22 protein-coding genes and 1 pseudogene are annotated in these 19558 nt (G+C 68.8%); 8 read left to right on the top strand and 15 right to left on the bottom strand.

Annotated elements, in window-relative coordinates:
• Positions 1-36 precede the first annotated feature (36 nt).
• Entirely contained in the window at positions 37-2412 is a 2376-nt protein-coding gene (ppsA, locus tag F788_RS0101245; RefSeq protein WP_019589021.1) for a phosphoenolpyruvate synthase, read from the top strand.
• A 5-nt stretch (positions 2413-2417) separates the two neighbouring features.
• Entirely contained in the window at positions 2418-3263 is an 846-nt protein-coding gene (locus F788_RS0101250; protein ID WP_019589022.1) for a pyruvate, water dikinase regulatory protein, read from the top strand.
• A 5-nt stretch (positions 3264-3268) separates the two neighbouring features.
• Here the strand turns inward: F788_RS0101250 and cysQ are convergent, their stop codons facing one another.
• Genes cysQ through F788_RS0101265 form a run of 3 tightly spaced genes read right to left on the bottom strand, consistent with a single transcriptional unit; the run spans position 3269 to position 5485 of the window.
• Positions 3269-4120 (bottom strand): 3'(2'),5'-bisphosphate nucleotidase CysQ, encoded by an 852-nt coding sequence (gene cysQ, locus F788_RS0101255; RefSeq protein ID WP_019022663.1) that lies wholly within the window; start codon positions 4118-4120, stop codon positions 3269-3271.
• Positions 4117-4668: an ADP compounds hydrolase NudE gene (gene nudE / locus F788_RS0101260; protein ID WP_018869662.1), complete on the bottom strand. Its 552-nt coding sequence runs from the start codon at positions 4666-4668 to the stop codon at positions 4117-4119. Before nudE ends, cysQ begins: the two co-directional genes overlap by 4 nt.
• Before the next feature lie 55 nt (positions 4669-4723).
• Positions 4724-5485, bottom strand: coding sequence for a hypothetical protein (locus F788_RS0101265; protein WP_019589023.1), 762 nt, complete (start codon positions 5483-5485; stop codon positions 4724-4726).
• A 31-nt stretch (positions 5486-5516) separates the two neighbouring features.
• Here F788_RS0101265 and F788_RS0101270 point away from each other — a divergent pair, with 31 nt between their 5' ends.
• Positions 5517-6221 carry an HAD family hydrolase gene (locus tag F788_RS0101270; protein WP_019569448.1) on the top strand — a complete coding sequence of 235 codons (705 nt, stop codon included), beginning with the start codon at positions 5517-5519 and terminating at the stop codon, positions 6219-6221.
• Here the strand turns inward: F788_RS0101270 and F788_RS0101275 are convergent.
• Both F788_RS0101275 and F788_RS0101280 read right to left on the bottom strand, forming a co-directional pair.
• Positions 6214-6465 carry a hypothetical protein gene (locus F788_RS0101275; protein ID WP_018869665.1) on the bottom strand — a complete coding sequence of 84 codons (252 nt, stop codon included), beginning with the start codon at positions 6463-6465 and terminating at the stop codon, positions 6214-6216. The two genes, F788_RS0101270 and F788_RS0101275, sit on opposite strands and share 8 nt — an antisense overlap.
• Positions 6462-7103 (bottom strand): 7-cyano-7-deazaguanine synthase, encoded by a 642-nt coding sequence (locus tag F788_RS0101280; RefSeq protein ID WP_019589024.1) that lies wholly within the window; start codon positions 7101-7103, stop codon positions 6462-6464. Before F788_RS0101280 ends, F788_RS0101275 begins: the two co-directional genes overlap by 4 nt.
• Positions 7104-7228: 125 nt before the next feature.
• Between F788_RS0101280 and F788_RS0101285 the strand changes: the two genes are divergently transcribed.
• Positions 7229-7723: a TerB family tellurite resistance protein gene (locus F788_RS0101285; protein WP_018869667.1), complete on the top strand. Its 495-nt coding sequence runs from the start codon at positions 7229-7231 to the stop codon at positions 7721-7723.
• A gap of 15 nt (positions 7724-7738) precedes the next feature.
• Positions 7739-8404 (top strand): sulfite exporter TauE/SafE family protein, encoded by a 666-nt coding sequence (locus F788_RS0101290; protein WP_019589025.1) that lies wholly within the window; start codon positions 7739-7741, stop codon positions 8402-8404.
• A 78-nt stretch (positions 8405-8482) separates the two neighbouring features.
• On the opposite strand, the gene F788_RS0101295 is transcribed toward F788_RS0101290, so the two are convergent.
• The 4 genes from F788_RS0101295 to F788_RS0101310 all read right to left on the bottom strand — a co-directional run bounded on the left by F788_RS0101295 (position 8483) and on the right by F788_RS0101310 (position 11264).
• Positions 8483-8935 (bottom strand): DUF4426 domain-containing protein, encoded by a 453-nt coding sequence (locus F788_RS0101295; protein ID WP_026300892.1) that lies wholly within the window; start codon positions 8933-8935, stop codon positions 8483-8485.
• A 113-nt stretch (positions 8936-9048) separates the two neighbouring features.
• Entirely contained in the window at positions 9049-9618 is a 570-nt protein-coding gene (locus F788_RS0101300) for a YggT family protein (protein WP_018869670.1), read from the bottom strand.
• 90 nt (positions 9619-9708) lie between these two features.
• Positions 9709-10530, bottom strand: a complete 822-nt coding sequence (proC, locus tag F788_RS0101305) for a pyrroline-5-carboxylate reductase (protein WP_019589026.1) — start codon at positions 10528-10530, stop codon at positions 9709-9711.
• Between the two features lie 26 nt (positions 10531-10556).
• On the bottom strand, positions 10557-11264 hold the full coding sequence (locus F788_RS0101310; RefSeq protein WP_019589027.1) for a YggS family pyridoxal phosphate-dependent enzyme: 708 nt from the start codon (positions 11262-11264) through the stop codon (positions 10557-10559).
• A 109-nt stretch (positions 11265-11373) separates the two neighbouring features.
• On the opposite strand from F788_RS0101310, the gene F788_RS0101315 reads away from it, so the two are divergent.
• The 3 genes and pseudogenes from F788_RS0101315 to F788_RS0101325 all read left to right on the top strand — a co-directional run bounded on the left by F788_RS0101315 (position 11374) and on the right by F788_RS0101325 (position 14807).
• Entirely contained in the window at positions 11374-12408 is a 1035-nt protein-coding gene (locus tag F788_RS0101315) for a type IV pilus twitching motility protein PilT (RefSeq protein WP_019022672.1), read from the top strand.
• Between the two features lie 57 nt (positions 12409-12465).
• Positions 12466-13642 (top strand): annotated as a pseudogene (locus F788_RS13300) (PilT/PilU family type 4a pilus ATPase).
• 55 nt (positions 13643-13697) lie between these two features.
• A complete protein-coding gene (locus F788_RS0101325; protein ID WP_026300893.1) occupies positions 13698-14807 on the top strand; it encodes a PilT/PilU family type 4a pilus ATPase in 1110 nt (369 codons plus the stop codon).
• 4 nt (positions 14808-14811) lie between these two features.
• Here the strand turns inward: F788_RS0101325 and F788_RS0101330 are convergent, their stop codons facing one another.
• Genes F788_RS0101330 through F788_RS0101355 form a run of 6 tightly spaced genes read right to left on the bottom strand, consistent with a single transcriptional unit; the run spans position 14812 to position 19496 of the window.
• The gene (locus tag F788_RS0101330) at positions 14812-15708 is read right to left on the bottom strand and encodes a dihydroorotate dehydrogenase electron transfer subunit (protein ID WP_019589029.1); all 897 of its coding nucleotides are present in this window, start codon (positions 15706-15708) and stop codon (positions 14812-14814) included.
• Complete coding sequence (locus F788_RS0101335; RefSeq protein ID WP_019589030.1) at positions 15705-16997, bottom strand: dihydroorotase; 1293 nt, start codon at positions 16995-16997, stop codon at positions 15705-15707. The genes F788_RS0101330 and F788_RS0101335 overlap by 4 nt, the downstream gene beginning before the upstream one ends.
• A complete protein-coding gene (locus tag F788_RS0101340) occupies positions 16994-18004 on the bottom strand; it encodes an aspartate carbamoyltransferase catalytic subunit (protein WP_018869678.1) in 1011 nt (336 codons plus the stop codon). The genes F788_RS0101335 and F788_RS0101340 overlap by 4 nt, the downstream gene beginning before the upstream one ends.
• Positions 18001-18522 carry a bifunctional pyr operon transcriptional regulator/uracil phosphoribosyltransferase PyrR gene (gene pyrR / locus F788_RS0101345; protein WP_019022677.1) on the bottom strand — a complete coding sequence of 174 codons (522 nt, stop codon included), beginning with the start codon at positions 18520-18522 and terminating at the stop codon, positions 18001-18003. Before pyrR ends, F788_RS0101340 begins: the two co-directional genes overlap by 4 nt.
• Positions 18512-18913 carry a Holliday junction resolvase RuvX gene (gene ruvX, locus F788_RS0101350; protein WP_019589031.1) on the bottom strand — a complete coding sequence of 134 codons (402 nt, stop codon included), beginning with the start codon at positions 18911-18913 and terminating at the stop codon, positions 18512-18514. Before ruvX ends, pyrR begins: the two co-directional genes overlap by 11 nt.
• Before the next feature lie 4 nt (positions 18914-18917).
• On the bottom strand, positions 18918-19496 hold the full coding sequence (locus tag F788_RS0101355; RefSeq protein ID WP_019022679.1) for a YqgE/AlgH family protein: 579 nt from the start codon (positions 19494-19496) through the stop codon (positions 18918-18920).
• Between the last annotated feature and the right edge of the window lie 62 nt (positions 19497-19558).

Below are 19558 nucleotides of genomic sequence, written 5' to 3' on the forward strand. Positions count from 1 at the left end.
CGCCCCGACCCGATTCACACAATCAAGGAGCCGGCCATGAGCTGGGTGATCGACCTCGCCGACCTGACCATGAACGATGTTGCCGAGACCGGTGGCAAGAACGCCTCGCTGGGCGAGCTGCTGGGGCAGCTGGGGGCCGCCGGGGTGCGGGTGCCGGGCGGTTTCGCCACCACTGCCTCGGCGTTTCGCACGTTCCTGGCGCGCGACGGGCTGGATGCCCGCATCAAGGAGCGGCTGGCCGGGCTGGACATCAACGACATCGAGGCCCTGCGCGCCGCCGGGCGCGAGGTGCGCGGCTGGATCGAGGCCTCCCCGCTGCCCGCGGAGCTGGAAGACGCGATCCGCGAGCATTACGCGAAGCTGGGCGAGGACGTGCCGGTGGCGGTGCGCTCGTCGGCCACTGCCGAGGATCTGCCCGAGGCTTCGTTCGCCGGGCAGCAGGAGACCTTTCTCAACGTGCGCGGCATCGAGGCCCTGCTGCAGCGGGTGCGCGAGTGCTTTGCCAGCCTGTACAACGACCGTGCCATCGCCTACCGCGGGCACAACGGCTTTGCCCACGACGAGGTGGCGCTGTCCGCCGGGGTACAGCGCATGGTGCGCTCGGACATCGGCGCCTCCGGGGTCATCTTTACCCTCGACACCGAAACCGGCTTCCGTGACGCGGTGTTCATCACCGGCGCCTGGGGCCTGGGCGAGACCGTGGTGCAGGGCTCGGTGAACCCCGACGAATATCAGGTGTACAAGCCGGCGCTGGCCGCCGGCAAGCGCGCGGTGATCGGGCGCACGCTGGGCACCAAGGCGATCCGCATGGTGCTCACCGAGGGCGGCACGCAGACCGAGGATACCCCGGAAGAACTGCGCCGGCGTTTCTGCCTGTCGGACGCCGACGCGGAGCAGCTGGGCCGTTTTGCGGTGGCGATCGAGCAGCACTACGGCCGGCCGATGGACATCGAGTGGGCGCAGGACGGCGAGACCGGCGAGCTCTTCATCGTGCAGGCGCGCCCGGAGACGGTGGAGAGCCGGGTGGAGGTCGGCGGTGGCGAGACCTACCGGCTGGGCGAGCACGACGTCGAGCCGCGGGTGACCGGGCGTGCGATCGGCTCACGCATCGGCAGCGGCGTGGTGCGGGTGCTGGAGTCGCCCGACGAGATGCACCGCATGGAAGAGGGCGACATCCTGGTGGCGGACATGACCGATCCCGACTGGGAGCCGATCATGAAGCGTGCCGCGGCCATCGTGACCAACCGCGGCGGGCGCACCTGCCACGCGGCGATCATCGCGCGCGAGATGGGCGTGCCGGCGGTGGTCGGCTGCGGCGATGCCACCGAAAAGCTGAGCGACGGCTTCGAGGCCACGGTGTCCTGCGCCGAGGGCGACGACGGTTACGTGTACCCGGGCCACATCCCCTTCGAGGTGGAGCAGGCCAGCCCGGAGGAGCTGCCGGAGCTGCCGCTCAAGCTGATGCTCAACGTCGCCAACCCCGGGCGCGCCTACGCCTTCTCGCAGCTGCCGCATGCGGGCATCGGCCTGGCGCGGCTGGAGTTCATCATCAACGGCACCATCGGCGTGCATCCGCTGGCACTGCTGGACTATGCCGAGGATCCGCAGCGCCTCGAGCCGGCGGTGCGCGAACGGATCGCCGAGCGCCTGCACGGCTTCGATGACGGCCCGCGCGAGTTCTTCGTGCGCAAGCTGTCGGAAGGCCTGGCGACCCTGGCGGCGGCCTTCGCGCCGGAGCCGGTGATCGTGCGGCTGTCGGACTTCAAGTCCAATGAATATGCCCACCTGATCGGCGGGGCCGGCTACGAGCCGGAGGAAGAGAACCCGATGCTGGGGTTCCGCGGCGCCTCGCGCTACCGCGCCTCGGTGTTCCGCCCGGCGTTCGCGATGGAATGCGAGGCGCTGCGCCGGGTACGCGACGAGATGGGCCTGGACAACGTGCAGATCATGGTGCCCTTCGTGCGCACCCTGAAGGAGGCCGACGACGTCCTGCAGGTGCTGGAGGAGGAAGGCCTGAAGCGCGGCGAGAACGGCCTGAAGGTCGTGATGATGTGCGAAATCCCGTCCAACGCCCTGCTGGCGGATGCCTTCCTCGAGCGTTTCGACGGGTTCTCCATCGGCTCCAACGACCTGACCCAGCTGACGCTGGGCGTGGACCGCGACTCCGGGCTGGTGGCGGACTCCTTTGACGAGCGCGACGAGGCCGTGAAGCAGCTGCTGGCGCTGGCCATCCAGGCGGCGCGGCGCAAGGACAAGTACGTGGGGATCTGCGGCCAGGCGCCGTCGGACTACCCCGAGCTGGCCGGCTGGCTGATGGAACAGGGTATCGACTCGCTGTCGCTCAACCCGGATGCGCTGATCTCCACCTGGAAGAGCCTGGCGCAGCTGCGTCAGGCGGGCGGCCGGGGGTAACGGGCATGGCGGGCGGCGACCCGGCTGCTTCGGGCGAACCGCGCTGCCCGCAGGTGTACCTGGTATCCGACGGCACCGGGATCACTGCGGAAACCCTGGCGCGCTCGCTGTTCACCCAGTTCCCGGCGCTGGCGCCGGACTGGCACCGTCTTCCGTTCGTGCAGTCACCCGGGCGTCTGTCGTCGGCGTTCGCGCGCATCGAGCAGGGGCCGCAACCGGCGCTGGTGGTGGCGACGCTGGCCGATGGGCAGCTGCGGGCGCAGCTGGAACACTGTCCGGTGCCGGTGATCGACGTGCTCGGGGAACACCTGGGACGCCTGGAGGCGATCCTGGGGGCACAGGCCGAGGCGGTTCCGGGGCGGGCCCACGGGCGCGGCGATGCCGAGCGTTACGATCGCCGGATCGATGCCCTCAACTACACCCTGGCACACGACGACGGCCTGGCCAGTACCGATCTGGCGGTGGCCGACGTGGTGCTGTTGGGGGCCTCGCGCTCGGGCAAGACCCCCACCAGCCTGTATCTGGCGATGCACTACGGCCTGTTCGCGGCCAATTATCCGCTGGTGCCGGAAGACCTGGATCATGGCGGGACGCCGCACATGCCGCAGCCCCTGCGCGGGCTGGAGGGGCGCATGGTCGGGCTGACCATTCATCCGCAGCGTCTGGCACAGATCCGCGAGGCGCGGCGCCCGGGCAGCCGCTACGCCAGCCTGGAGCAGTGCCGGTCCGAGACCCGGGCGATCGCGACCTTTCTGGAGGTCTGGGAAATCCCGCAGCTGGACGTGACCGAACGCTCGATCGAGGAGATCGCCACCCGGGTGCGCGACCTGCTGGACCCGCCGGCGCGCTGAGGGGGTTATGCGGCGTCGGGCAGGCCCAGGCGGGCGAGCCAGTCGGCGGGGTCGCCGTTGCAGACCAGGAATTCCGGGTTCAGCAGGCTGTCGCGGGTATTGTAGCGCAGGTCATTGCCGTCCAGGTCGGTGACGCGGCCTCCGGCTGCGCGCACCACCGCGTGGGCGGCGGCGGTATCCCATTCCGAGGTCGGTCCCAGACGGGGGTAGATGTCGGCGCTGCCCTCGGCCACCAGGCACAGCTTCATGGAACTGCCGAGGCTGACCAGTTCGTGCGGGCCGAGCCGTTCCAGCACCGCGTTCAGGCGTTCGGCGCCGTGCGAGCGGCTGCCGGCCACCCGGACCGTTTCTTCCGGAGAGCGTGGCGTGGACACGTGGATGGACGTGCGCGGCCCGTCGGCGTCACGGCGAAAGGCCTCGCCGTCGATCTGCCCGGCGTACAGGCGCTGCAGCACCGGGCACCAGACCACGCCCAGCACCGGTTCATGGTTGTGGATGAGCGCGATGTTGACGGTGAACTCGCCGCTGCGCTTCACGAATTCGCGGGTGCCGTCCAGCGGATCGATCAGCCAGTAGGTGTCCCAGTCCTGGCGGGTGGCGAACGGGATGTCCTGGCCTTCCTCCGACAGCACCGGCCACTGCGGGGCGATCTCGCGCAGGCCGTCGCTGATCACGCGATGGGCGGCCAGATCGGCCTCGGTCAGCGGCGAGCGGTCGTCCTTCTCGGTGACGGCAAAGCGGGTTTCGTAGATCTCGAGGATCGCGCGGCCGGCGTCCTCGGCCACGGTGCCGACCTCGTTGAGCAGGGCGGACAGGGCCGCGCCTTCGGGCACGGCGGCGGATGCATTGTCGGTCAAGATTGTTTCCTTAAGTGTTCGCGGATCATGTACAGGGCAGCGATGGAGCGGGCCTCGGTGCAGTCTTCGCGCTGCACCAGTTCCTCCAGGGCATCCAGGGGCCAGGGCACCACCTCGATGGCCTCGGGTTCGTCACCCTCGGCGCGCTGCTCGTAGAGGTCCTCGGCCAGGACCAGATGGGTCTGATGGCTCATGTAGCCGGGGGCCACGGTCAGGCTGCCCATCGCCGTCAGGCGACGGCCGGCATAACCGACCTCCTCCATGATCTCGCGGTTGGCCGCGGCGATGATCTCCTCCCCGCGCTCCATGCGCCCCTTGGGCAGGCCGAGTTCGTAGCGGTGGGTGCCGGCGGCGTATTCGCGGATCAGGAGGACATGGCCATCGTCGCGTACCGGGGCGATGATCACGGCCCCGTTGCCGCGGCTGACCAGGCGTTCGAAACAGGCGTGGGCCCCGTTGCTGAATTCCAGGTCCAGCTCCTCCACTTCGAACAGGCGGCTTCGGGCCACCGTGCGGCGTTCGTGGACGGCGGGCTTGTCGCGGCTCATTGCGGGTCCATCGGTCGGGGCGTCCGGGAGCAGACAGGCTGCTCCCGGACGCGGGTCACTCGTCGCGGCTCAGCCGGATCCGGGTCTCCAGCTCGCCCTCGAAGGTGGTGTCCAGGATCATGCCGTGCTCGAAACCCCGGACGTCCACGCCGGGCTGCCGTTCGGGGATCGTGTCTTCCAGCGACAGGTCCAGATCCCCCCAGGACAGCGTGAGCGTCACGCGCATGGGGAAGTAGCCGTCCAGGAAGCGGCGCATGAACGGCCCGTTCTCCAGCACGTATTCGCCGTTGCCCCGGTTCTCGACCACGCGCATCTCGGCTTCGACGCACAGCTCCGAGGCCTCGGTGACGCCAATGACGACGACCCGGTCGTCCTCGGCCCAGGCATCTTCGACCTCGTCGGCGCTGGCCACCCGCAGGCCCCGGATGTTCGGCTCATTGTACACGATGGACATGCGGCTGATCTCGGCCAGGCCGCTATGGCACTGGCGCAGCCGCACCCATCCGTCGTTCAGGCTGTCTTCGTCGAGGGTCAGGTGGTTGTCGTGGTGATGCAGCGGTGTGTCGCGCTCTTCCGGCGGCTCGGCGTAGATCCGCAGTTCCGGGCTGGTGGTCTGGGCGTCCTCGGGATCCACCTGACCGGGGCCCGGGGGGCCGTCCTCCCACAGGCTGTCGTCCTCCAGCGGGTCGTAGTCCGGGTCATCCGGATCCATGGCCATGGCGGGTGCCGTCGCCAGGGCACCGCCCAGGGCCAGGATCAGCCCCGTCGCAATCGCGCCGGGTCCGCGTGCCGTTCGTGTTTCGGTTATTCTGTGCATCGTCAATCCCGTCGTTGCTTCCCCACATCCCATGGACTCGCAGACCCGCGCGAAAAATCCCGAGACGCCCGCCACGCCGGTGGACTGGTCGCGGGTGGATACCGTGCTGTTCGACATGGACGGCACGCTGCTGGACCTGCACTTCGACAACCGGTTCTGGGGGGAGCTGATCCCGCAGGAATACATGCGCTGCCAGCCCGATGACCCGGAATGCGCCCGGCGGCGGCTGGAAGACGAGATGCAGCGGGTGCGCGGGCGCCTGGAGTGGTACTGCGTCGACCACTGGACCCATTTCACCGGTCTCGACGTGCTCGCGCTCAAGCGCGAGCTGGCCCACCACGTGGCGATCAAGCCGCGCGCCGTCGAGGTCCTGGACCGGATCGCGGCCAGCGGGCGCGAGCGCGTGCTGGTGACCAACGCGCATCCCGAGGTGTATGCCTTCAAGCACCGCCTGACCGGGATCGGGGACCATCTCGACCGCATTGTCTCCGCCCATGACCTGTTCTGTGCCAAGGAGGACGCGACCTTCTGGGAGCGCCTGCAGGCGGTGGCACCCCACGACCCTGCGCGCACCCTGTTGGTCGACGACAACCTGCATGCGCTTGCCAGCGCGCACCGGGCGGGCATCGCCCAGCTGCGCGGCATGCGCTACCCGGACGAGAGCGGCACCCCGATGACAAGCGATGACCGGGTGCTGCTGGAGGACCTGTCGGATCTGCTGGACGGGCTCACTTGACCGGCGTGGGCATGTTGCGGATCCGGTCCAGGCGGATGTGCACGGTCTCGTCCTCGCAGGTGCCTTCCAGCCAGTGATGCCCGTGGTCGTCCGCGGTGACCTCGCGCGGGGTCACGCGGCCCATCCAGGCGCGCCCGGCATCGGGCCCGTCATCGGGTCCGGCCCAGTGCAGCTGCAGGGTCTCGCCGGTCAGGATGGCGATTTCCAGGCGTTCGAGGATGTGGCGCGGGGTTTCTTCGGTCATGGTGTCCGTGGTCCGGGTGGCTGGCGGTAGTCGGTCGGGTCGGGGACGCCGGCGGCGGCGAAGGCGGCCTGGCGGGCGTGGCACTGGGGGCAGCGGCCGCAATGGCGTTCCTGACCCAGGAGGCAGCTCCAGGTCAGGCGCCATGGCACTCCGTCCTGTCCGCCCCGGCGGATGATATCGGCCTTGCCGAGCTCCCGCAGCGGGGCGGCCACCGACAGGCCGGGAACCAGCCGGGCGGCCAGCGAGCCGAAGTCCTGCAGGAAGGCCGCGCGGCTGCCCGGGCCGTGCCCGGCGTCCTCGCGGTTGAGCGCGAGCAGGATGCGTCCGGCCCCGTGGTGCTGGGCCAGGTTGACCGCCAGGGCCAGGATCAGCAGATTGCGCTGCGGCAGCGGGACATGCCCGACCCAGTCGGAACGCCGGGTGAACGCCTCGCGCAGGGCCCCGGTTTCCACGGTCTCCAGGCGCACGCCCTCGGCTTCGGCCAGGGCGCGCACGGCAGCCCGCTCACGCGCGGCATTGCGCTGGCCATAGTCGGCCCAGGCGGCGATGACGGGGCGGTTGTCGGCGCACCACCGGCGCAGCAGGGCGGCGCTTTCGATGCCGCCGGAGAGCAGGAGCAGGTCGGGTTCCGGGTTCATGGCTACAAATTATGGGCCGCGCGGGAACGCCGCCAGAGACCGGGCCGCGGCCGGGGTGGTCGCCGCGGAACCCGGGGGCATGGTCATGGCCTCAACGATGGGCCTTCACCGGGAGCAGACAGACGATGATCGAGCAGTTGCGGGCGCGCTGGCAGCAGCTGATGCGCGCCGAACGCAGTGACAGCGAGACCGGCGACGAACAGGAACGGCTGCAGCGCGCGGCAGCGGCGTTGATGATGGAGGTGTGCCGCGCCGACTTCCAGCTCGTGGACGCGGAGCTGGAGACCGTGCGCGCCAACCTGATCGAGATGTTCGGACTGGACGACGAGGCGGCCGATGCGCTGCTGGACATCGCACGGGAAAAGAGCGATGCGCTGGTCTCCCTGCATCCGGTGGTGCGCGAGGTGAACGCTGCCTTCGATGCCGATCAGAAGGCGGCGATCATGAAGGCCCTGTGGCGCTCGGCGCTGGCCAACGACGAGCTGCACAAGCGCCAGGAGGCGGTGATCCGGCGGCTGGCGGACCTGCTGTACGTGCCGCACGCCACGTTCATCCGCACCAAGCTGGCGGTGCTGGAGGAGCGCGGCGAGGCACCGGAAGAACAGGGCGGCCGGGAATGACGGTCGCACGACATCATGGCTGATCCGGGTACGCTGCTGGCGGCCGCCGCGGTGGGCATCCTCGGCGGGGTGCACTGCCTCGGGATGTGCGGCGGGATCGTGGGGGCCATTTCCATGGGGCATGCCGGGCGCCGTGGCCCGGTGTGGCCGCTGCTGCTGGGTTACAACATCGGCCGCATGGCCAGCTATGTCATTGCCGGGGCGCTGGCGGGGTGGCTGGGTGCCACGCTGCTCGGGGGGCTGCCCGCGGGGCAGACCATCCTGCAGGTGGTGGCCGCGATCTTCCTGATACTGCTGGGACTCTACATTGCCGGGTGGTGGCCGGTGCTGGCGCGCCTGGAGCAGGTGGGCGGGGTGCTGTGGCGGCGCATCGAGCCGCTGGGTCGGCGCTTTCTGCCGGTGCGCAATCCGGGCCAGGCGCTGGTGGTTGGCGGATTGTGGGGCTGGCTGCCCTGCGGTCTGGTCTACAGCGTGCTGGCCTGGTCGCTGAGTGCCGGCGGCGCGCTGGAGGGCGCGGCGCTGATGGCGGCCTTCGCGCTGGGGACGCTGCCCAACCTGTTGCTGATGGGGGTGTTCGCGGCGAAGCTGGCGGGTTTCGTGCGCAAGCCCCGGGTGCGCCAGTTCGCGGGCGCGGCGATCGTCCTCTATGGCGCGGGGATGCTGGTGGCGCTGCTGCTGTAGCTGTAGCGGCGGGCGCGGGTCGAAGCCGGGGCGGAGACCGCCCCGGCGGCAGGCGGGATGGCCGGGGTCGAGGCCGCGTCAGTCGACGTAGAACTTCTGCTCGAACTCGATCGGCAGGACCACGTCCGACCCCGCCGGCGTGATCTCCAGATTGAAGGTCATTTCTTCGCCCGCGCGCACCGTCATTTCCGAGAGGTGGTAGATCGCGTCGCCGTCCTCGATCTCGCGAAAGCGCAGGCTGCGCGACTGCTGGTTCATGTTGACCGCGTTGCCGCTGACATCGGCGGAAACGGCCTGCAGACCGTCATCGGTGCGTTCCATGACGGTGACGTTGATCATTGCACGGTTGCTGCTGCGACGGACGTCATAGGCACGCGCAACTTCGGGCGACAGGAAGGTGGTGTTGATGACGTTGTAATAGACCACGTGATCGTCGAACCCGGTCTCGTTCGCGTTCGCCACCGAACTGCCGAGGGCGAGGGCGGCCACGATCGAGACGACGCCACCGAGAACACGCTGCACTCTTGTCATATCGGACTCCTCATTCGCTTGAACCATGCCCCGGGATCCATACCGGAGCCGGGCGGCGGGTTCCGCCCCTGATTCCAGTCTAGTCCGTCTGACGTGATTTGCGCAGCCGGATCTCAGAAGATGCCGCGTACGATGATGGTCAGGATATACAGCCCGACCAGTGCGATCATCGGCGAGAAGTCGATGGCCCCGGTGGACGGGAGCATGCGCCGCAGCGGGCCCAGGATCGGGCGGTTCACGTCGGCCGCCAGCCGCGCGATGGGGTTGTAGCCGCCCCCGCCGCCGGCCTGTACCCAGCTCATCACGACTTCGACGATCAGGGCGATGATGAACACCCAGATCGCGGTGATCAGGAGTTCGCGGACAGCCACCAGCAGCAGGACCACCGGGTCGGCTTGCATGCCCAGTACGGCGACGCGCAGCCACAGTTCCAGGAATTTGAGGACGACCATCAACACGATGGCTGCCGTGTCGACGCGCCCGATGGAGGGGATGATCGGCCGCAGCAGGTTCAGCGGCGGCGTGGTCAGCATCAGGATGGTCTGCGAGATCGGGTTGCGGTAGTCGGCCCGCACCAGCCCGAAGATGACCCGCAGCATCAGCAGGATGATGGCGATGCCGAAGGCAACGCCGATGAGGAAGTTAAGGATCTCCTGGCCGGTGGTCATGGCTCCGGGGTTCATGCTGGCTCCTGGCGGTCTGCGCGGCGCGAATGAAGACGCGTATTTTCCTCCAGGGTTGTCGGGAAGCCAAGGGACATGATCAGTGTTTCCCTAGCCGCGGCCGAGTTCCTCGCTGCGTGCCGCCGCCGCCCGCATGGCACGCCTCATGAGGCCGCGCAGATCTCCCTGCTCGAGCGCGTTGAGGGCCTGTTCGGTGGTGCCCCCGGGCGAGGTGACGCGCCGGCGCAGCTCCGCGGCATCCTCGGGGCTGTTGGCCGCCAGCCGGGTGGCCCCGGCCAGGGTGCCCAGGGTCAGTTCGCGCGCCGTCTCCGCCGGCAGCCCCAGTTCTTCGGCGGCGGCCTGCATGGCCTCGATGATCAGGAAGACATAGGCCGGACCGCTGCCGGAAGTCGCGGTCACGGCGTGCATCAGTTCTTCGTCTTCCACCCACAGGGCGCGGCCGACGGCCTCCATCAGGGCCGTTGCGGCCCGGCGGTCTTCCTCGCCCACGCCGGGCCCGGCGAACAGGCCGGTGACACCGGCGCCCACCAGCGCGGGCGTGTTGGGCATGGCCCGTACGATGCGCGCCTGCGGTCCCAGCCATTCGCCCAGCCGGGCGGTGGTGACCCCGGCGGCCACGGAGACCACCAGCGGGTCGCCGCTGGCCACTGCGTCGCGCAGCGTCGGTGCGACCTCGGGCAGGGTCTGCGGCTTGACCGCCAGCACCAGGATGCCGGTGTCGCCGGCGAGTTCTTCCGCCGCGCCGGCCCCCAGCCCGGGAAAACGCTGCTGCAGGGCGTCGATGCGCTCGGGACGGCTGTCGGCGATGGCCAGGCTGGACGGTTCTCGGCCGCTGTCGACCAGCCCCTGGATCAGGGCCTCGCCCATATTGCCGGCACCGATGAAGGCGACTGCGCGGGAATGCGTGGACATGCGGGCTCCGGGCTCGGGTGGTGGATTCAGGCGGGTGGTGTCGGGCGCGGGCCGAACAGGTCGGTACCGATGCGGACCAGAGTGGCCCCCTCGAGGATGGCGGCCTCCAGGTCGCCCGACATCCCCATGGACAGGGTATCGAGTTCGTGGCCGCGACGGCAGAGGTCGTCGCGCAATTCGCGCAGGCGGGCGAAGGGGATGCGCTGGCGTTCCGGGTCGGTTTCGGCCGACGGCAGGGTCATCAGGCCGCGCAGATGCAGGTGCGGCAGGGCGGCGATCGCGTCCGCCAGCGCCGCGAGTGCGTCCGGCTCCACGCCCGCCTTCTGCGGTTCGCCGGAGACATTGACCTGGATGCAGACCTGCAGTGGACCGAGGTGTTCGGGACGCTGCTCGCTCAGGCGTCGCGCGATCTTCTCGCGTTCTAGGGTGTGGACCCAGGCGGCGCGTTCGGCCACCGCGCGGGTCTTGTTGCTCTGCAGCGGGCCGATGAAGTGCCATTCGATCCCGGCCGGTTCCGGGGGAGCCTCCAGGGCGTCGTGCTTCTCGATGAACTCCTGCACGTAGTTCTCCCCGAAAGCCGTCTGGCCGAGGCGGTGCAGGGCCCGGATTTCCGCGACATCGCGGGTCTTGGAGACCGCCAGCAGGTGGACGGAATCCCGCGGACGGCCGGCATGGTGGCAGGCCTGCGTGATGCGGGCGTGAACTCGTTCGAGGGCGGCTTCTGGCGTGGTCATTGGCCTATGATATAGTCCTGAAGACATGATCAGAAGTGGTGTCTTTATCGGCGCCATCCACGGTCGCCACGGACGGAGCGCGCGGCGGCCCGGAACAACGGGGGATTGAATGGATATCACGCAGCTGCTGGCGTTTTCGGTCAAGAACGGGGCCTCGGACCTGCACATCTCCGCGGGCATGCCGCCGATGGTGCGCATCGATGGCGACATGCGCCGGGTGAATGTCCCGGTGATGGAGCACAAGGAAGTGCAGGGCCTGATCTACGACATCATGAACGACCGTCAGCGCAAGGACTACGAAGAGTTCCTGGAGACGGACTTCTCGTTCGAGGTTTCGGGGCTGGCGCGCTTTCGTGTCAATGCCTTCAACCAGGACCGCGGCGCGGCGGCGGTGTTCCGTACCATCCCCTCCAAGGTCCTGACCCTGGAGGACCTGGCCACCCCTAAGATCTTCGAGGACATCTCCAACTACCCGCGCGGACTGGTGCTGGTCACCGGGCCGACCGGCTCGGGGAAATCGACCACGCTGGCGGCGATGGTCAACCACCGCAACGAGAACGACTACGGGCACATCCTCACCATCGAGGATCCGATCGAATTCGTGCACGAGTCGAAAAAGTCGCTGATGAACCAGCGCGAGGTGCATCGCGATACCCACGGTTTCTCCGAGGCCCTGCGCTCGGCGCTGCGTGAAGACCCGGACACCATCCTGGTCGGCGAGCTGCGTGACCTCGAGACCATCCGTCTGGCACTGACCGCGGCCGAGACCGGGCACCTGGTGTTCGGCACGCTGCACACCAGTTCGGCGCCCAAGACCATCGACCGCATCATCGACGTCTTCCCGGCTGCGGAAAAGGACATGGTGCGCGCGATGCTGTCGGAATCCATGCGTGCGGTGATCTCGCAGACCCTGATGAAGAAGATCGGGGGCGGACGCATCGCGGCCCACGAGATCATGCTGGGGACCCCGGCGATCCGGAACCTGATCCGCGAAAACAAGATCGCGCAGATGTACTCCACCATCCAGACCAGCGCCGGCACCGGCATGCAGACCCTCGACCAGTGCCTGAAGGATCTGCTGGCCCAGGGCCAGGTGAGTCGCGAGGACGCCCGCCGCAAGGCCGTGAACCCCGACGCGCTGTAATCTCGAGCTATCGCCATGGTCGCCCGGCGGGGCGGCCACGCCAATCGGAGGATGCCCATGGATCGTGACAAGGCGATCAAGTACATGCACGACCTGATGAAGGCCCTGGTGGACCGGGGCGGGTCGGACCTGTTCATTACGGTGGGCATGCCGCCGGCGGCCAAGATCGACGGTCGCGTGGTACCGCTGACGGAGCAGAAACTGACCCCGTCGCATACCCAGGCACTGGCGCGCGCGATGATGAACGACAAGCAGTCGGCCGAATTCGAGCGTAATCAGGAATGCAACTTTGCCGTCGGTCTGGCGAGCATCTCGCGCTTCCGCGTGAACGTCTTCACCCAGCGTGGCAGCGCGGGCGGGGATGGTCATGCGCGTGATCAATTCGGAGATCCCGCGCTTCGAGGACATCCGCATGCCGCCGCAGCTGGAAGAGATCACCATGGAGAAGCGCGGCCTGGTGATCTTTGTCGGGGGTACGGGCTCGGGCAAGTCGACCTCGCTGGCGGCGATGATCGGTCATCGCAACCGGTCATCGTCGGATCACATCGTGACCATCGAGGATCCGATCGAATTCGTGCATCAGCACGGCAAGAGCATCGTGACCCAGCGTGAGGTCGGGGTGGATACCCAGGACTACCAGATCGCGCTGAAGAATACGCTGCGTCAGGCGCCGGACGTGATCCTGATCGGCGAGATTCGCGACCGCGAGACCATGGACTACGCGGTGGCCTTCGCCGAGACCGGTCATCTGTGCCTGTCCACGCTGCACGCGAACAGCACCAACCAGGCGCTGGATCGCATCATCAACTTCTTTCCCGAGGACCGGCGCGAACAGCTGCTGATGGATCTTTCGCTGAACCTCAAGGCGGTGGTTTCGCAGCGTCTGGTGCGCCGCGAGGACGACCAGGGGCGTGTGCCGGCGGTGGAGATCCTGATTAACACCCCCCTGATGGCGGATCTGATGCTCAAGGGTGCGGTGCACGACATGAAGGAGCTGATCTCGCGCTCGCGCGAGCAGGGCATGCAGACCTTCGACCAGGCGCTGTTCGACCTCTACGAGAGCGGCGAGATCAGTTACGACGAGGCCCTGCGCAACGCCGACTCGGTGAACGACCTGCGCCTGCGCATCAAGCTCGACAGCGAGCGCGCGCGGCGCGACGGTGCCCCGGCAGTGGCCGATACCGGCGGAGGGATTTCGGTGGAAGACGATCCGGAGGATTTCCGTGTCCGCTGAAGCACAGAACACCGGTTCGGACGGGGCGGCCGCCGGGGAGCCCGCGAAGCGCCAGCTGCAGATCGAGCCCTATCTCAAGCTGATGGCGCAGAAATCGGCCTCGGACCTGTTCTTCCTCACCGGGGCGCCGGCGTCGATCAAGGTGGATGGCGTGCTGCAGCCCATCGCGCGACGGGCCCTGGCGCCGGGGCAGACCGAGGGCATTGCCCGCGAGATGATGAACGACCATCAGGCGCGCATCTTCGACGAGGAGACCGCGGTCAATTTCGGCCTCACCCGCCAGGGGCTGGGCCGCTTCCGCGTGAACGTCTATCGCCAGCGCGGCGAGGTGGCGATGGTCATCCGCTACATCCGCAGCGCCATCCCCACCATCGAGCAGCTGGGCCTGCCGCCGGTGCTGAAGGATTTCATGAACTACCGTGACGGCCTGATCCTGGTCGTGGGTTCCACCGGGACCGGGAAGTCCACGACCCTGGCGGCGATGATCGACCACCGCCTGACCATCGATACCGGGCATATACTTACCGTCGAGGACCCGATCGAGTTCCTGTTCCGGCACAAGCGGGCGATCGTCGGCCAGCGCGAGGTGGGGATCGACACGCCCAGTTACGAGCACGCCCTGCAGGAGGGCATGCGCGAGGCGCCGGACGTGATCATGGTGGGCGAGGTGCGTAACCGCGAGACCATGCGCGCCGCACTCAACTACGCCGACACCGGGCATCTGGTGCTGTCGACCCTGCATGCCACCAACGCCTCGCAGGCGCTGGACCGCATCATCAACCTGTTCCCCGAGGATCACCGTTCGCAGATCTTGTCGGACCTGTCCCTGAACCTGCGGGCGATCATCGGCCAGCGCCTGCTGCAGAAGAAGGATGGCTCGCGGGTGGCGGCGCTGGAGGTCCTTGTGAACACGCCCTACATCTCCGAGCTGATCCACAAGGAAGAGATCGGGGAGATCAAGGAGGTCATGGCGAAGTCAGCCTCGGTCGGCATGCAGACCTTCGACCAGGCGATCGTGAAGCTCTTCAAGTCGGGTGACGTGATGCTCAACGAGGCGCTGAGCAAGGCCGATTCGCGCGCCAACCTCGAGTGGAAGCTCAACTTCGGCGGCGGCGTGGGGGCCGCCGAGGAAGGCGGCGAGGAAGAGCTCAAGCCGCCGGAATAGCCCGTTACGGGGCCGGTTCGGGGAAGACGTCGGCGGAGGCGAAGACCGGCCCGTCGACGCAGACCCGTTTCATCGCCACGCCTTCGCCGGTGCGCACCGGTACGGTGCAGCCGGCACAGCCGCCCACCGCGCAGGCCATGAATTCCTCCAGCGACACCTGGCAGGGCAGGTCGAATTCCGCGGCCAGTTCGGCGCAGGCCTCCAGCATCGGGTGCGGCCCGCAGGCAAAGATCTCCACCTCCCCGCGTTCGGCGGGGGGCAGTCCGCCCAGCCAGGCGCGTGCGAGGTCGGTGACGAAGCCGTCGAACGCCCCGGGGATCTCGGCCTTCGAGGTGAGGCGGCAGGAGATGCCCCAGTCCTCCAGCAGCGGCAGCGTGCCGATGGCGCCCTCCGGCAGCCCCGGCCACAGCATCTGCGATGGCCGCGGGCGAAACGGGAACGGGACCTCGGATCCCAGGATCGCGCGGGTGGTGCCCGCCTCGCCCTGCTGGCGCAGACGGTCGGCGAGGAAGATCATCGGCGGGATGCCGACGCCGCCACCCAGCAGCAGGCGCCGCGGCCGCTCCGGGTGCAGCGTGAACGGCCGGCCGATCGGTCCCAGCACCTGCAGGCTGCGGCCCACGGGCTGTTCCGCCAGCGCGCGGGTGCCGTCGCCCACCGTCTTGTACAGGAATTCCACCCAGCCGGCGTCGGGGTCGACGCGCTGGATCGACAGCGGCCGCCGCATCGGCAGGCGCGGCGAGCACTGGATGTGGGCGAACTGCCCGGGCTGCGCGCGTCGCGCGCATTCCGGGGCCTCGACCCGCAGGATCCACTGGCCACTGCCCGCATCTTCATGCGCCAGGATACGGGCGGACTCTTCGAACAGGGTGCCGCGATGCGGCGGGTGCTGCGGGCTCATGCGTCGTCCTCGCCGGGGCGGGTCCAGGTGGGGCGTCCGGCGACCCAGGTCTCGCGGACCTCGCCGCCGAACGTCCAGTTGAAAAACGGGGTGTTGTGGCCGGCGCTGAGCCACTGATCCCGCTGGAGATCGTGGATCGCGCCCGGGTCGAACAGCACGAAATCGGCCCGCGCGCCGGGCGTCAGGCGGCCATGTTCCAGTCCCAGCACCTCCGCGGGGCCGGTGGTGATCCGCGACAGGGCCTGCTCCAGGGTCAGCAGCCCGTCTTCGACCAGGCGCAGGGTCAGGGGCAGCAGGGTTTCCAGCGCGGCGATGCCGGGAAGGGTGTCGGCGAAGGGCCCCAGCTTGCTGTCGGCCTCGTGCGGCTGGTGGTCGGAACAGATGGCTGCAATGCTGCCGTCGGCCACGGCCGCACGCAGACCGTCGCGATCGCGCTGGCTTCTCAGCGGCGGAATGACGTGGCAGTCGGGATTGAACTCGGCTACGTCGACCTCGGTGAGGAACAGCTGGTGGGCGGCCACGTCGGCGCTGATCGGGAGGCCGTCGCTGCGTGCCTTGGCGATCATCTCCGCGCCCCGCCGCGTGGACAGCCGTGCGACATGCACCCGCGCCCCGGTCTGTTCCACCAGCGCCAGGATCGCACCCAGCGCAGCGGTCTCCGCGGCCTCGGGAATGCCGGACAGCCCAAGGCGGGTGGACACCGGGCCCTCGTGCACACAGCCGGAGCCGGTCAGCGCCGGATCCTGGGCCGACAGCACGGTGGTCAGATCGAAGGTGCTGGCATATTCCAGCGCGCGGCGCAGCACCAGCAGGCTGGCCAGCGGACGCTGCCCGTTGCTGACCCCGGGGGCGCCGGCGCGCACCAGCGCGGCCATCTCCGCCAGCTGCTGGCCTTCCAGCCCGTGGGTCAGGGCGCCCAGGGCGTACACCCGCACGCCACAGGCCTCGCGCGCGCGGCGGGTGATCAGCTCGAGCACCGCCGGCGAGTCCACCGGCGGATGGGTATCCGGCGGCATGACCAGGGTGGTTACACCGCCGCGCGCCGCGGCGCGGGTTTCCGAGGCGATGGTCGCCTTGTGCTCCTCGCCCGGTTCGCGGGTACGGGCGGCCAGATCGACCAGCCCCGGAAACACCCACAGGCCGCTGCCGTCGATGCGCCGGCGTGGCTCGAAGCCCTCCGGGGTGGTGCCGCGCGCGAGGATCTCCTCGCCCTGCACGCACAGGTCGCCCACCGCATCAAAACCGTCGGCGGGGTCGAGGATGCGGACGTTTTCGATGACCACGCTCATGACTGATGGGCTCCCATCACCATGGACATCACGGCCATGCGCACCGAGATCCCGTAGGTCACCTGTTCCAGGATCACCGAGTGGGGGCCGTCGGCGACCGCGGATTCGATCTCGACGCCGCGGTTGGCGGGGCCGGGGTGCATCACCAGGCAGGTGGGCGAGGCCAGTTGCAGGCGCCGGGCGGTGAGCCCGAAGCGCTGGAAATACTCGTGCTCGGAAGGCAGATGGGCGTGCTCCATGCGTTCGCGCTGCAGGCGCAGCATGATGACCACGTCCACATCCTGCAGCCCGCTGTCCAGATCATGGTGCACATGCACGCCCAGCTGCTCGACATCCGCCGGCAGCAGGGAGCGCGGGGCGACCACCCGCACCTCGCCGGTCTGCAGGATGTTGAGGGCGTGGATCTGCGAGCGCGCCACCCGCGAGTGCAGGATGTCGCCGACGATCGCGACCTTCAGTTTGGTGAAATCGCCCTTGTGTCGCCGGATGGTGAACATGTCCAGCAGGGCCTGGGTGGGATGGGCGTGGCGCCCGTCGCCGGCGTTGAGCACGCTGATTCCCGGGGCCGCGTGGCGGGCGATGAAATGCGCGGTCCCGCTCTCTTCGTGGCGCACCACGAACATGTCCACGTTCATCGCCTCGAGATTGCGCAGGGTGTCCAGCAGGCTCTCGCCCTTCACCGCCGACGAGGTGCTGACATTGATGTTGAGCACGTCGGCGGACAGCCGCTTGGCGGCCAGTTCGAAGGTGGTGCGCGTGCGCGTGCTGGCCTCGAAGAACAGGTTCACGATGGTCTTGCCGCGCAGCAGCGGGACCTTCTTGACCGCCTTCTCGTTCATGTTGGCGAACGATTCGGCGGTATCCAGAATCTCGGTCAGCAGCGTGCGGTTCAGCCCCTCGATCGTGAGCATGTGCCGCAACTGCCCCTCGTCGGTCAGCTGCAGGCGGTTGGGGAGCGGGCCGGGCTGGGGCAGGCGACTGGTGTGCGCGGCGGGCAGCTCCGTCATCCGTCAGCGCCCTCCGGGGGCTCCACCGCCACGCGTTCGAGGCTCAGCGGCTCGGGACCGCGCAGCTTGATCTGCTCGGCCAGGCCCAGCTCCATGTGGGCCCCGGCCACCGCGGCGCAGACCGGCAGTTCACGGCCGTCACGCTCGACCAGGACGACCAGCGAGACCGAGGCCGGGCGGCCCCAGTCGAAGAGCTCATTCAGGGCGGCGCGGATGGTGCGGCCGGTGTACAGGACATCGTCCACCAGCAGCACGTGTTCGCCGTCCAGGTCCTCCGGGAGTTCCGAGGGGCGCACCTGCGGATGCATGCCGATGCGCGAGAAATCGTCGCGGTAGAAGCTGATGTCCAGCTTGCCCAGCGGACGCTGGATGCCCAGGCGCTCGCGCAGATGTTCGGCGATCCACACGCCGCCGGAATGGATGCCGACCACGATCGGGGACTCGATCCCGCGGGCTTCGAGGAGCTCGCGGGTCCGCGCGGCCATGTCGTCGAGCAGGGTGGGGACTTCAGGCGTCATGGGCATTCTCCAGAAACCAGCCTTCGAGGATGACGGCCGCGGCATGGGCATCCAGCCCCGGGTCGTTGCGGCCCGACCGGCTGCGGTCGCGGGCCAGGTGCGAGCTCAGCCGCTCGTCCGACCAGTATACCGGCTTGCCGAAGCGCGCTTCGAGCGCCGCGCCGAATTCGAGGATGGCCGGGCCCAGCGGAGTCGCCTGGCCATCCGCCTGGGTGGGCCAGCCGACCACGAACCCCTCCGGGCGCCATTCCGTGACCAGCGCGTCGATGCGTGGCCACGGCGGCGGCGACCCGCCGGCCAGCGTGATCAGGCCCCGCGCCGAACCGGTCAGCGGTTCGCCCACCGCCACGCCGATGCGGCGGCGCCCGTAGTCGAACGCCAGGAAGGCCACGGGTTCAGGCGTGCCCGGAGGCCGAGCTGATCAGGTTGACGTCGATGCCGATGAGTTCGGCCGCGCGCGACCAGCGCTCCGCCGGCGGCGTCTCGAACAGGATCCCCGTATCCGAAGGGGCGGTCAGCCAGGCGTTTTCGCCCAGCTCGCTTTCCAGTTGCCCGGGGCCCCAGCCGGCATGCCCCAGGGTGATCAGTACCCGCTGCGGACCCTCGCCGGCATTGATGGCCTCGAGGATGTCACGCGAGGTGGTCAGGCTGACCTGATCGGTCAGCGGCTGGGTCGCGCGCCACTGCTGCTCCGAGGAATGCAGCACGAACCCGTGCTCCGGCTGTACCGGCCCGCCGCGGAACACCGGCAGCTCCGGCAGATAGTCGGCCGGCTCCAGCTCCACATGCTGCAGCAGGTCGCGCAGCGTGAGTTCCGTTGGCTGGTTGATCACCAGCCCCAGCGCGCCTTCCGCGTCGTGTTCGCACACGTAGGCCACGGCGTGGCTGAACAGCCCGTCGTTGAGGGACGGCATGGCGATCAGGAACTGATCGCGCAGGCTCGATTCCAGAGTGCCTGAGCTTGCGGTATCCATGGGTTCCAGTATCGGCTTGTGCCGGGCTGCGATCAATCACCGTGTCGGGTTTGGGGTACGCC

Origin of the sequence: Thioalkalivibrio sp. ALE10, from assembly GCF_000381385.1 — a bacterium.
Lineage (GTDB): Bacteria > Pseudomonadota > Gammaproteobacteria > Ectothiorhodospirales > Ectothiorhodospiraceae > Thioalkalivibrio.

What these genes read in the sequence shown, in the direction of transcription:
- ppsA (WP_019589021.1), top strand. Translation starts at nt 37, where the DNA reads ATGAGCTGGGTGATCGACCTCGCCGACCTGACCATGAACGATGTTGCC.
- F788_RS0101250 (WP_019589022.1), top strand. Translation starts at nt 2,418, where the DNA reads ATGGCGGGCGGCGACCCGGCTGCTTCGGGCGAACCGCGCTGCCCGCAG.
- nudE (WP_018869662.1), bottom strand. Translation starts at nt 4,668, where the DNA reads ATGAGCCGCGACAAGCCCGCCGTCCACGAACGCCGCACGGTGGCCCGA.
- F788_RS0101265 (WP_019589023.1), bottom strand. Translation starts at nt 5,485, where the DNA reads ATGCACAGAATAACCGAAACACGAACGGCACGCGGACCCGGCGCGATT.
- F788_RS0101270 (WP_019569448.1), top strand. Translation starts at nt 5,517, where the DNA reads ATGGACTCGCAGACCCGCGCGAAAAATCCCGAGACGCCCGCCACGCCG.
- F788_RS0101275 (WP_018869665.1), bottom strand. Translation starts at nt 6,465, where the DNA reads ATGACCGAAGAAACCCCGCGCCACATCCTCGAACGCCTGGAAATCGCC.
- F788_RS0101280 (WP_019589024.1), bottom strand. Translation starts at nt 7,103, where the DNA reads ATGAACCCGGAACCCGACCTGCTCCTGCTCTCCGGCGGCATCGAAAGC.
- F788_RS0101285 (WP_018869667.1), top strand. Translation starts at nt 7,229, where the DNA reads ATGATCGAGCAGTTGCGGGCGCGCTGGCAGCAGCTGATGCGCGCCGAA.
- F788_RS0101290 (WP_019589025.1), top strand. Translation starts at nt 7,739, where the DNA reads ATGGCTGATCCGGGTACGCTGCTGGCGGCCGCCGCGGTGGGCATCCTC.
- F788_RS0101295 (WP_026300892.1), bottom strand. Translation starts at nt 8,935, where the DNA reads ATGACAAGAGTGCAGCGTGTTCTCGGTGGCGTCGTCTCGATCGTGGCC.
- F788_RS0101300 (WP_018869670.1), bottom strand. Translation starts at nt 9,618, where the DNA reads ATGAACCCCGGAGCCATGACCACCGGCCAGGAGATCCTTAACTTCCTC.
- proC (WP_019589026.1), bottom strand. Translation starts at nt 10,530, where the DNA reads ATGTCCACGCATTCCCGCGCAGTCGCCTTCATCGGTGCCGGCAATATG.
- F788_RS0101310 (WP_019589027.1), bottom strand. Translation starts at nt 11,264, where the DNA reads ATGACCACGCCAGAAGCCGCCCTCGAACGAGTTCACGCCCGCATCACG.
- F788_RS0101315 (WP_019022672.1), top strand. Translation starts at nt 11,374, where the DNA reads ATGGATATCACGCAGCTGCTGGCGTTTTCGGTCAAGAACGGGGCCTCG.
- F788_RS0101330 (WP_019589029.1), bottom strand. Translation starts at nt 15,708, where the DNA reads ATGAGCCCGCAGCACCCGCCGCATCGCGGCACCCTGTTCGAAGAGTCC.
- F788_RS0101335 (WP_019589030.1), bottom strand. Translation starts at nt 16,997, where the DNA reads ATGAGCGTGGTCATCGAAAACGTCCGCATCCTCGACCCCGCCGACGGT.
- F788_RS0101340 (WP_018869678.1), bottom strand. Translation starts at nt 18,004, where the DNA reads ATGACGGAGCTGCCCGCCGCGCACACCAGTCGCCTGCCCCAGCCCGGC.
- pyrR (WP_019022677.1), bottom strand. Translation starts at nt 18,522, where the DNA reads ATGACGCCTGAAGTCCCCACCCTGCTCGACGACATGGCCGCGCGGACC.
- F788_RS0101355 (WP_019022679.1), bottom strand. Translation starts at nt 19,496, where the DNA reads ATGGATACCGCAAGCTCAGGCACTCTGGAATCGAGCCTGCGCGATCAG.